Below are 11,554 nucleotides of genomic sequence, written 5' to 3' on the forward strand. Positions count from 1 at the left end.
GCACGGCCCCCGCCAGCACGGCCCCCGTCGGCGCGGCCCCCGTCGGCGCGGGGAGTGCCGGGCACGGGCCGGTCGCCGCGACGCCCGTGCCCACGCGCACCGCTACCGGCCGTCACCGCGCCTCGCGCGGGAGCAGCCGCGGCCCCACCGCGTGGCTGGACGGCCTGCGCGGGCTGGCCGCGATGTACGTCGTTCTCCATCACTGCTGGCTGGCGGTCTTCCCCGACTACCCGCGCAACAGCGGCCCCTGGTTCGTCGGGTGGATGCTCCACGGCCAGCTCGCGGTCGTGGTCTTCATCGTCGTCTCGGGGTACTCCCTCACCCTGTCCCCCGCGGGCAACGGACACCGGCTGCGGGGCGGCTGGCGCACCTTCGCCCGCCGGCGGGCCTGGCGGATCCTCCCGCCCTACTGGATCGCGCTCGTGCTGTCGATGCCGGTCGCGCTGTGGGTCAGCCACAACGTCAGCGACGCCCGGAGCGGGATCCGGGCGTTCGCCGTCCACCTGTTCATGCTGCAGGACGTCGTGGGCACCGAACGGCCCAACGGGACCTTCTGGTCCATCGCGGTCGAGTCCTGGATCTACGTCCTCTTCCCACTCCTGCTCGTGCTCCGGCGGCGGGTGGGCCCGGTGGTCACGGCCACCGCCACCGTCATCGCGGTGTGTGGGCTGGAGGCCGTCGCCCTGCGTGTTCCGGCGTTCGCGCGGTACGAGCACCTCAGCCCGCAGATGCTGGCGTGTTTCGCGCTGGGCATGCTCGCCGCCGACTCGGGGCGGGCACCGATGATCCGGGGCCGCCGTGTCCCGCTGCTCGCGCTCGCCGGAGTGCTCATCACGGGCTGTGTGGCCGGGTTCGCGGTGGTGGGGTCCGAACGGGTCGTGGCCGACTACTTCTGGGTCGGCATCCTCGTCGGCGCCGTCACGGCCGTGGCGTTTCGCGGGCTCGCGGCCGCGCCGGCCTCCCGGGTACGTGACCTGCTGGCCTCCCGGCCGTTCACCGCTGTCGGGCGGCTCGCCTTCTCCGTCTACCTGATCCACCCGCTGGTGCTGGAAATACTCTGGTTCGAGCTGCTCCGGCGGCTGGCCACGGGGATGACGGCGCTGGTCATCCTGCTGGCCGCGACGATCCCGGCCGTTCTCGCCGTGTGCTTCGGGTTCTTCAAGCTGTTCGAGGAGCCCTTCATCCGCGCCCGGTCCTGGGCCGATGTCCGTGCCCACCGCGTGAAGGCCCGCCGGGACGGGCCGGCCCGGCTCGTCCCGTCCCAGGCCGCCCTCGCCCCCGCGGTGGCCGCGTCCGCCAGCGACCCCGCGCTGGGAGGCCCGCTGAAAAGCCGCTGACCGGGTTGTCTCAGCCGCCGGGCGGCCGGACGTGTGCCCGCGCCTGCCGGACGGCCGCCCGGGCGGTCGTCCGCGCCCGGTGCCGCATCACCACCCGCGGATCCGCGCGCAGGAGGCCGTCCACCGTGGCCCACGGCGCGAGCTCCCGGGCGGCCGGGTACACCTCCTCGGCGAAGGCGACGAACCCTTCGGCCTGGTCCCGCTCGTCCGCCCGCGCGCCCAGGGCGTCATGCCCGATGGGCCCCCGCCGCTGGGAGGCGCCCAGGAGATCACAGGCGTGGCGCAGCGCCTTCACCGCCAGCGTCCGGCGGGCGGTGGTGAGCAGCTCCTCGGCGTTCGGCACGTCCTTCCCGGGGCCGGTGAGGACGCTGACGAACGCGTCCCGCCGCCCCTCGAGGTCACGCAGCACCCCGGAGTTGATCGTGTGCTGCATGCTGGCGGAGTGGATGCGGTAGTAGCCCTGGTCGGCGCCGTCGATCGTGCCGACGTCGGCGAGCACCGCGAGGCGCATCCACATCTCCATGTCGAACGTGTGCGGGAGGTCCGGGTTGTAGTACCCGGCCGCCCGCAGCGTCGCGGTGCGGATCAGCGCCTCCGGCTGCGCTATGGCGTTGTGGCCGAGCCGGCAGACGTGCGCGAGCCAGGCGTGCCCGGGCCAGAGCGACCAGGACGCCGGCGCCGTCCGGGCGGGCGGCAGCGGGGATGCGGCGAAGGCGACCGGTTCGCCGTAGACGAAACCCACCGCCGGGTTGTGCTCGGCGAACGCCACCGAACGCGCGAGCGAGCCGGGGGTGAGCAGGTCGTCCGCGTCCAGCTTGATGAAGTACTCGCCGCGCGCCGCGGCGAGCCCCTCGTTGAAGGTCTCCATGTGGCCGCGGTTCACCGACCGCCGGATGATCCTGAAACGCGGGTCGGCCGCGGCGAACACCCCGGCCACCTCGGCGCTGTTGTCCGCCGACGCGTCGTCGATGACGTAGACGTCGATGTTGTCGTAGTCCTGGGTGAGCACGGACGTCAGGCACTGCGGCAGGAAGCGCGCGTAGTTGTAGGACGACACGAAGATCGAAACCAGCGGACGGGTGCCGGCGGCCGGCAGCGGGCGGACCGGCCCGGCCACCGGGCCGGCGGCGTCCTCGGCCGGTCGCCGGCCAGGAAGAGCGATCATGGTTGGCGGATCCTGTTCCGTACCGGCCGGGCATCCACGCCGGCCGCGCGGTCACGGGCGGGCACCGCCCGCCGGGGCGGACGGCTCCGGCGGGCCCACGCGGCCGGACGGCCGGGGGCGGGCACCGCGCTCACCCGGCCAGGGCGTCACGCAGGGCGGCCACGACGGTCTCCTGCTCCTCGCCGGTCAGGTGGTGGTGCAGCGGGAGGATGAGGGAACGGTCGGTCAGCCACTCGGTGACGGACAGGTCGCCGTGCGCGACGTCGACGTACGGTGGCTCCAGGTGCGCCGCCATGATCCCGCGACGCGCGGACACCCCCCTGGCGGCCAGCAGGGCCAGGACGTCGTCGCGGGAGCGCGGGTGCTCCGGCGGCAGCAGGACCCAGAAGGCCTGGAAGTTGGACTCGCCGTAGGGCGGATCCTGCACCGCGACCAGACCGGGGATGTCGGCCAGCAGCTCACGGTAACGGGCGGCGAGCGCCCGCCGACGGGCCACCATCTCCCCCAGCCGGCCGAGCTGCACCAGCCCGACCGCGGCCTGCAGATCGGTCATCCGGTAGTTGAAGCCGACCTCCAGGTAGCGCTCGAGGACGACCCGGTCGCTGGCGTGCCGGTCCGCGGCGCTCACGCTCATGGCGTGCTCGCGCAGCCGGCGCAGCCTGGTCGCCAGCGCCTCGTCGTCCAGGGTGAGCATGCCGCCCTCACCGGTGGTGAGCAGCTTGCGGGGGTGGAACGACCACGCCGCGATCCGCGCGCCGGCGCCCACCGGGCGGCCGTGGTAGGTGGAGCCGGCCGCGCAGGCGGCGTCCTCGACCACGGCGACGCCGAGCGGGTCGCACAACGCCCGCACCGCCTCGGCGTCCGCCGGCATCCCGCCCTGGTGGACGAGGATGACCGCCTTCGTGCGCGGGGTGAGCGCCGCCTCCACGGTCTTGGCGGTGAGGTTGCCGGTGGTGGCCTCGACGTCGGCGAACACGACGTCCGCGCCGACGTAGCGCACGCAGTTCGCCGTGGCGATGAACGAGAACGACGGGACGACCACCTCGTCCCCGGGGCCCGCCCCCGCCCCGATCATGGCCAGGTGCAGGGCGGTGGTGCAGGAGCTGGTCGCGACCGCGTGGCCGGTGCCGACATGCCCGGCGAACGCCCGCTCGAAGGCGGCCACCCGCGGCCCCTGCGCGATCCAGCCGCTGGCCAGCGCCTGCGCGACCGCGTCGACCTCCTCCTGGCCGAGCCAGGGCCTCATAACCGGGATCGTCATGCGGACGCTCCGGAGCCGGCGGGCTCGTCCTGGCCGGCGCGTTGCTCGGCCTGCCACCACTCGACGAGCCGGCCCAGCCCCTCGGCGAGGCCGACCTCGGCCTTGAAGCCCAGCCGGGCCGCTGCCGCCGAGGTGTCCGCGAGCCGGCGGGGCACCGGGCTCGCCGCCCGGGCGGGGCCGAACTCCAGCCCGAGATCGCTACGGCCCATGACCGTCTGGAGGGACTCGGCCAGGTCGCGCAGGGACGTCTCCACTCCCGACGCGATGTTGAAGACCTCGTCGGTGACGTCGGCCTCGGCGGCGAGCAGGTTCGCCCGCGCGATGTCGTCGGTGAAGACGAAGTCCATGGTCTGGCCGCCGTCGCCGAGGATCAGCGGTGGCCGGCCCGCGGCGATCCGCTCCATCCAGCGGACCAGGACCTCGGTGTACACGCCGTGGATGTCCATCCGCGGCCCGTAGACGTTGAAGTAGCGCAACGCGACATAGTCAAGCCCGTGCGTGGCGCGGAAGCTGCGCAGCAGGCCCTCGTTGAACAGTTTCGCGGCACCGTAGAGGGTGTCGTTGCCGTACGGATGGTGATCCTCGCGGGTCGGGAAGTCGACGGCCGCCCCGTACACGGACGCCGACGACGACGCCACGACCTTGCGGACGCCGGCGGTCAGCGCGGCTTCGACCACGTTGTAGGTGCCGTCGACGAGGACCTCCAGGGCCAGCCGTGGCTCCTCCACGCACTGGGTGATACGGATCGCGGCCAGATGGAACACGACGTCGACGCCGGTGGTGAGCTCGGCCAGCAGGGCCCGGTCCCGGATGTCGCCCTCCACCAGGCGGACCCGGCCGGAGCCGAGGGCACCCGCCAGGTTGGCCCTCCTGCCGCGGACCAGGTTGTCAACGACAATGATCTCCGCCGCTCCGGCGGCGACCAGCCGGTCGCAGATCGCCGAACCGATCGTGCCGGCCCCACCGGTCACCAGGCATCGGGACCCTGTCAGCGGCACCGCCGCCGCCTGGGTGCTGTCCACTTCGAGTACTTCCCTCCATCGTCGGAATGGTCACAGCCGTCGAGACGAACACAGCCGTCGAGATGAGCACAGGCGTCACGGCGGACGCCGTGGCCGGGACGGGCGCCTGACCGCCGCCCGAGCGCCGCCCGACCGCCGCCGTGGCCCGCGGCCACGGGCCGCCGCCGCGACGCGTCTGGGCTGCCGCCGCGACGCGGCCATGGTCGGGCTGGCGGCCCCGCGGCCGCGTCAGCGATCGACCCGCAGCGGGACGGTGGCACCGTGGTAGTCGAGGCTCCGGGACGCGGCTTCCAGGATGTCCAGTACGCGCAGCCCGGCCCGGCCGTCGGTGCGGGCCGGGCGGCCTTCGCTGATCGCGTCCGCCCATTCGGCCATCACCGAGGCCAGCGCCTCGCGTTCGACGAGGGCCGGGGCGACCATGTCACCGCTGCGGTAGGAGATCATCATCTCGCGCCGGGCCTGGTCGCCCAGGCCGTCGGCGGAGGTGAGGTCCACACCCCGGTCGTGGATGGCCAGCCGCTGGGTGGGGTTGAGATCATCCCATACCAGGGTCCGCCGGGAGCCCCCGACGATCGTTGTCCGGATCTTGGTCGGGGACAGCCAGTTGACGTGGACGTGGGCGATCGCGCCACCGGTGAGTGACAGCGTCAGGTAGGCGACGCAGGCCCGGCCCGCGCCGATCGGGTCGGCGCCCTGGGCCGACACCGCCTCCGGGACCACGCCCGGGGGCAGGATGAAGTCGAGGATCGACAGGTCGTGCGGGGCGAGGTCCCACAGCACGTCCACGTCGCGCTGGACAAGGCCCAGGTTGATGCGTACCGAGTCGACGTAGTGGATGTCGCCGAGCTCACCGGCGTGCGCCAGCTCGCGGATCTTCATCACGGCCGGCGTGTAACAGTAGGTGTGGTCACACATGAGGACCAGCCCGCGCTCCTGCGCGGCGTCCACCAGCTTGACCGCCTCCGCGGACGAGGAGGCCAGCGGTTTCTCCACCAGGACGTGCTTGCCGGCGTCGAGCGCCCGCATGGCGACGTCCGCGTGGGTCGCCGCCGGGGTCGCCACGGCCACCGCGACGACCTCGGGGTCTGCCAGCAGGTCGTCGAGCACGGTGGTGGTCCGCACGGTGCTGTACGGGCCGACGACCCGGCGGGCCCGCTCGATGTCGAGATCGCAGACCCACTTCAGCCGCAGCCGCGGCGAATTCTGAATATTACGGACAAGGTTCGGGCCCCAGTAGCCGGCCCCCACAACGGCGACGCCTGTCGCGTCAGGACTCGTTGTTTCCGGGCCCGTTGCTTCCGGCATGATTCGCTACCCCCCAGTATGCGACCACCATTCGCGATCATCAGTCGCGATGGATCGCGCCAATTATGCCAACAGGGTCCGACACGACGGACAGCCCCCGTGCCGGCCCGGCCCGGCGGCCCTGGACACGGGCATCACGCAGGTCGGCGCCGGAGCTTGAGCCCCGGCGCCGACCGATGGACGATCCCAGGTATTCAGTGACCCACAGTGTCGATCATCAGGTTGTCTGAACGACCACGTCCACCCAGTAGTTGGTGCTGTTGTAACTGTTCGTCGGGAATCCGCCCGCGCCGTGCAGGTAGACACCGTTACCGCCGGCGAGGCCGGTCAGCGGAGCGGCCCGGTACTGGCTGCTGAAGAAACCGCCGTTGTTCGCGTACCCGCCGACGGTCGTGTGGTAGCTGGCCACGTACTCCGTCCCGGCGGTGATCGCCACCGGCGTGGCGAAGGCCAGTGTCTGCCAGCCGGTCGCGGTCTCGTTGGTGAAGGTGCCGGTCGCCAGCAGCTGCCCGGACGCCGACCACAACGACCCGGTGTGGGTGCCCGTGTTGGCCGCGCCCTTGTAGAACCGCACGCCGGTCACACTGCCGTTGACGTCCGAGGTGAAACGGACCCCGAGCTCGATGGCGCCGGTGTCCGGGCTCGACGGGTTCGCGGGCACCTGGGTGCCGAACAGCGTGCACGGGCAGGTCGACACCGGCTCCTGGGTGACGATGACCGGGCTGACCCAGTAGTTGCTGTCGTTGTAGGTGGTCGTCGGGAAGCCCGCCGAGCCACCGCGGAAGACCCCGTTCGTCCCGCCCGCACCGGAGGCGGGGGCGTGCAACGGCGTCGCGTTCCAGTCATTTGCTGCGAAGTAGCCAGTAGCTGACGCATAGCCGCCGTTCGGGGCGTAGTAGCTCGCGACATATGTGGTGTTCGCGCTGATCTGTACCGGTGTGCCGAAGGTCAGCGTCTGCCAGCCGGTGGCGGTCTCGTTGGTGAAGGTGCCGTTCGTCAGCAGCTGCCCGGACGCCGACCACAACGACCCGGTATGGCTACCCGTGTTGTTCGTGCCTTTGTAGAAGGTGATTCCCGTGACCCAGGAGGTGACGTCGCTGCTGAACCTGACACCGAGTTCGTAGGGATTGGCGTCGCTGCTGGTCGGGTTCGCCGGCACGGTTGACGCGGGCCACAGCGTGCAGGGGCAGGTGGCCGGCGTCCCGGTCGTGAACGTCCACGTGTACGGCGACGCGAGTGCCACCCCGTTCACACCGCTTGCGTTCGCCGAAGCGGTGTAAGTGGTGCTGAACTGCAGCGGAGCGGACGGCGTGAAGGTGACCCGGCGCGCCGCGTCGTCGTACGCGGCCGAGCCGCTGACGTTCGTCGCGCCGGCCTTCAGCGTGAACGTGATGCTGGCCGGGTCGAGCGACCGGTCAAAAGTGATCACCGGTCGCACCCCGAGCGCGACACCCGTGCCGGCGTTGGCCGGGCTGACCGACACCACCCGAGGCGGTGTCGGTGCCGGCTGGGTGGTGGAGAACACCACGTCCACCCAGTAGTTGCTCGAGTTGTAGCTCTGCGCCGGGAACACCCCGCCGTTCCCCGGTGCGAACACGCCGTTCGGCCCGTCCACGCCGTTACCGAGCGCGGTCAGCGGCCCGTAGGACGTCCCGCCGGAGGCGAAGTAGCCGGATGTGGCCGAGTAGTAGCCGACCGACGTGTGGTAGCTGGCCACGTAGGTGGTGCCCGCGGTGGCCTGCACCGGCGGGTCGATCGTGACCTGCTGCCAGCCCGTCGTGCTCTCGTCGGCGAAGGTGGCCGTGGCCAGCTGGGTACCGGTGGCGGACCACAGCGTGCCGGTGTGGACGCCGGTGTTCTTCGGCCCCTTGAAGAAGCGGATCCCGGTGATCCAGCCGTTCTGGCTCGCCCGGACCTTCACCCCGAGCTCGAGCGCGGACGGGTCGTTCACGGTGACCGTGCCGGGCTGTTGCAGGTCGCTCCAGACGGTGCACGGGCAGGTGCCCGGTGGCGGCTGGGTGGCGCCGGTGGCGAACGTCCACGCGTACGCGGGGCTGATGGCGTGCCCCTGGTAGTCGGCGGCGGTGATCGTCGCCGTGAACGCCGTACCGGCCGCCAGGGCCGCGTTCGGGGTGAACGTCGCGCTGAGCGCCGCCGAGTTCACCGACACCGTCCCCGCCACCGACGTACCGCCGCTCGTCTTGAGCGTGAAGGCCACCGACGACGGGTTGAACGGCTTGCCGAAGAGGACCTTCAGCGAAGTGTTCAGCGGGAGGGAGGAACTGCCCGCCAGCGGTGACACCGACACCACCTGGGGTGGCGCCGTGTCGGTGGCGGTGTCGCCGGCGAACACCACGTCCACCCAGTAGTTCGTGCCGTTGAACGTGTTCGTCGGGAAACCGGAGGAGCCGGCGCGGAAGACACCGTTGGCGCCGTCCATGCCGTCGGGCAGGGCGAGCAGCGGAGCGGTGTAGGCCGCCTTCCCGGTGAAGTACGTTCCGTCACCGGCGTAGTGGCCGCTGGGCGCGTAGTAGCTCGCCACATAGGTGGTGTTCGCCTGCACCGCCACCGGTTGGGCGAAGGTCAGCGTCTGCCACCCGGTCGCGGTCTCGTTGCTGAAGGTGCCGGTGGCCAGCGCCGTGCCGGTGTTCGACCACAGCGTGCCGGTGTGGGTGCCGGTGTTGCCCGCGCCCTTGTAGAACCGGACCCCGGTGATCGTCCCGTTGATCGTCGAACGGACCCGGACACCGACCTCGATCGCGCCGCCGTCCGGGTCCGCCGGGTTCGCCGGCACCGCGTTACCGAAGATCGTGCACGGGCAGGTGCGGGGGTCGACGATCAGCGAGGCCGTGACCGGACTGCTCAGCCGGGCGCTGTCGTCGCTGGCCCGGACCTTCAGCGAGAAGGTGCCCGGCGCGTTCGGTGTGTACGTGTACGACCAGTTCACGTTGGCCGCGACCGCGGGGATCTGGGCGGGATGCCAGCTCGAGCCGCCGTCCGTCGACACCTCCACCCCGGCGACCACACCGCCGACGTCCGTCGCCGTGCCCGTCACCGCGTACGACTGCCCGACCACTCCGTGTGCTGTCGAGGTCACCGTGACGCTCGGCGGCAGGGCATCCAGGCTCGCCGCGGCCGAGACCAGGCCGCTGATCAGGCTCTTCGGCTGTGCGCCCATGTCGGCGAACAGGTTCACCGTGGCCTGCTGCATCGCCGGGCTCGCGGTGCTCGGCGGGCCGTCGTGCACCGCGTCCAGACCGTAGGCCCACTGGACGGTGCCGGCGCCGAAGACCAGCGCTCCGCTCGCCGCCCGGTAGAGGGTCATGTTGTGGGTGACCTGGCCCGGGCCGACCTGGCTGCCGTAGTCCAGCAGCTTGTGCTGGACGTTCTCGGTCTGCGCGGTCAGGTCGAACACCCCCGCCGGCCGGAAACCGTTGTCCGGGTCGGTGTCGAACTCGTACCCGAGGGTGGCGTCCGCGAGCGTGACGGTCGTGCCGGGCGCCGCGCTGGCCACCGCGGTGTTCCGCCAGAAACGCAGTTTCGAGAACGCCGCCGGAATCTTCATCGCGAAGTCCGTCGGCGGGTCCACCATGTACAGCGTGCCCTGCAGCTCGTTCTCGGGGCGGCCGCCGTTGCTCGGCGGGCTGTAGCGCGGATCCCGCCAGGTGCCCGTCCACTGCGCCGGATACTGCGGATCCTGCGGGCTGGAGTTCTTCGTCTCCTTGTAGCAGACGATCGTCCGCCAGTTCGTCGACGAACCGTCGATGCTCGGCTCCCAGCGCGTCTTCCAGTAGATGCTGTTCGCGCTGAAGAACGCCAGATCGACCCCGGCGTCGCGGGCGGCCTGCACGTTGGCCCGCTGCTCACCCGACCAGTACTCGTCGTGCCCCGACGAGATGAACACCTTGTGGTTCTTGATCAGATCGCCGCGCCGGGCCGAGTCCACGTCCGTCGTGTACGTCAGGTCGTACCCGTTCGCCTCCAGGAAGCGGATCATCGGATACTCCGCGGCGAAGATCCAGTTGTGGCCGTCCACCTCGCTCACCCGCGACTGGTACGGCCGGTTGTAGCTGACCTTGTACGCGCGTCCCGCCGGGCTGCCCTTGTACAGGCTGTTCCCGCCGTAGGCGTTGTACGCCGTCCAGGTCGAGTCCGACGTCTGCAGCGTCAGGTCGGAGTGGCTGGAGTCGTCACGCACCACGAACGGTATGTGGCTGGCACCCTGGCCGTCGGTGCGGACCAGCTTCACGATGTACAGGCCGGACACCGCGCTCGAGGGCACCGCCCACGACGCCGACGCCGCCCAGTTCCCACAGTCGATCAGACCGGTGGCCACGTCGTTGAGGCAGGCCGGCTGGGCCTGCGGGTACGGCGCGGACGGGTTCACCGTCGCGACCTTCCGGGCGCCGTCACCGCCGTAGTAGCCGAGCCGGTAGATGTCGAGCCGGTACGCGGACGCGGTACTTTTGATCTTGAAGGAGACCGTCTGCCCGACGTTCACGCTGATGTCCGTCGCGAAGCCCTGCAGGCTCGGGTCGCCCGCGTCGGGACTGTCCAGGTCCCACTCCGACTGCGGGCTGCCCTGCTGCTGGTTCTCACAGACGATCTTGCCTACCAGCAGCGGGAGGCACGTCGAGAGCGACAGCGCCTGGGTCGACGAGGTCGACTGGTCGGTCGCGGTGGCGGCGGCCGGCCCGATGGTGTCGGTCACGGGGGCGGACGTCCCCGAGGAGGACGCCGCCAGGCTGTCTGCGTCCGTCGCCGTTCCCGTCCCCGCCGTGCTCGCGGCCGGGGCCACCGGCAGGGCGCCCGGCGCCAGCCGGGGCAGCCCCAGCACCGCCACAGCCACTGCCACACCGGTGAGCAGCGCGCAGATACGGGCGGCCCGAGGCCACGGACGGCGCTGACGCCGGCGGGCGCCGAGGCCTCTCACGCCGGCCTCCGTCCAGCGGAAACCACTATCCCGCCCACCGGAGAATCAACAGACAAACATTTTGACGTGTATCCACAAGCCTCGCTGGCATGTGGAAACCGCCGCCCACCGGTAACCCACCGGTACAGGTTCACAATCATCCCCCCACAAATCCGAACCGTCGTCCGGCCGACAACCGCAGGTGACGGGCCGACCGCGCCTTCTCCCAAAGGCGACGGAGTACGGAAATCAAACTCGGGGGACACGGCGACGCCCCCGCCTCCCGTGCCACCCGCGTGCCACATCCAGCCGTACCGATGGAGGTGGCGCCCAGTCAGATTAGACGACCGGATCAAACCCGGTGACAACCGGTTGCGGCAAACCGCGGAAAACTATTACGGCGAGTGGCACCCCACGCACAAAAGGCCACATCGAGGCCACTTCTCAAAGATTGACAGGGCGTCCGGTCATTGGCGGGGACGGCCGGCCATTGCGGGAGCCTCGTTCCGATGACTCCGAGTCCCGACGGCTCCGGCGGCTCCGACGGCGGCC

6 protein-coding genes are annotated in these 11,554 nt (G+C 71.3%); 1 reads left to right on the plus strand and 5 read right to left on the minus strand.

Features of this window, described 5'->3' with window-relative positions; translation table 11 throughout:
- Positions 1 to 1,337 (plus strand): acyltransferase family protein (locus tag AC5LUJ_RS05495; RefSeq protein WP_493464567.1); only part of this gene is annotated, 1,337 nt, incomplete at its 5' end.
- 10 nt (positions 1,338 to 1,347) lie between these two features.
- Here AC5LUJ_RS05495 and AC5LUJ_RS05500 read toward each other — a convergent pair.
- The 5 genes from AC5LUJ_RS05500 to AC5LUJ_RS05520 all read right to left on the minus strand — a co-directional run bounded on the left by AC5LUJ_RS05500 (position 1,348) and on the right by AC5LUJ_RS05520 (position 11,023).
- A complete protein-coding gene (locus tag AC5LUJ_RS05500; protein ID WP_250283782.1) occupies positions 1,348 to 2,502 on the minus strand; it encodes a glycosyltransferase family 2 protein in 1,155 nt (384 codons plus the stop codon).
- 130 nt (positions 2,503 to 2,632) lie between these two features.
- Entirely contained in the window at positions 2,633 to 3,763 is a 1,131-nt protein-coding gene (locus AC5LUJ_RS05505) for a DegT/DnrJ/EryC1/StrS family aminotransferase (protein WP_250283780.1), read from the minus strand.
- Entirely contained in the window at positions 3,760 to 4,785 is a 1,026-nt protein-coding gene (locus AC5LUJ_RS05510) for an SDR family NAD(P)-dependent oxidoreductase (RefSeq protein WP_250283778.1), read from the minus strand. Before AC5LUJ_RS05510 ends, AC5LUJ_RS05505 begins: the two co-directional genes overlap by 4 nt.
- Positions 4,786 to 5,013: 228 nt before the next feature.
- Positions 5,014 to 6,090 carry a Gfo/Idh/MocA family protein gene (locus AC5LUJ_RS05515; RefSeq protein ID WP_250286525.1) on the minus strand — a complete coding sequence of 359 codons (1,077 nt, stop codon included), beginning with the start codon at positions 6,088 to 6,090 and terminating at the stop codon, positions 5,014 to 5,016.
- Positions 6,091 to 6,307: 217 nt separating this feature from the next.
- On the minus strand, positions 6,308 to 11,023 hold the full coding sequence (locus AC5LUJ_RS05520) for a DUF4082 domain-containing protein (RefSeq protein ID WP_250286526.1): 4,716 nt from the start codon (positions 11,021 to 11,023) through the stop codon (positions 6,308 to 6,310).
- Positions 11,024 to 11,554: the final 531 nt, after the last annotated feature.

The sequence above is a fragment of the Protofrankia sp. CiP1_Cm_nod3 genome (genome assembly GCF_982290655.1).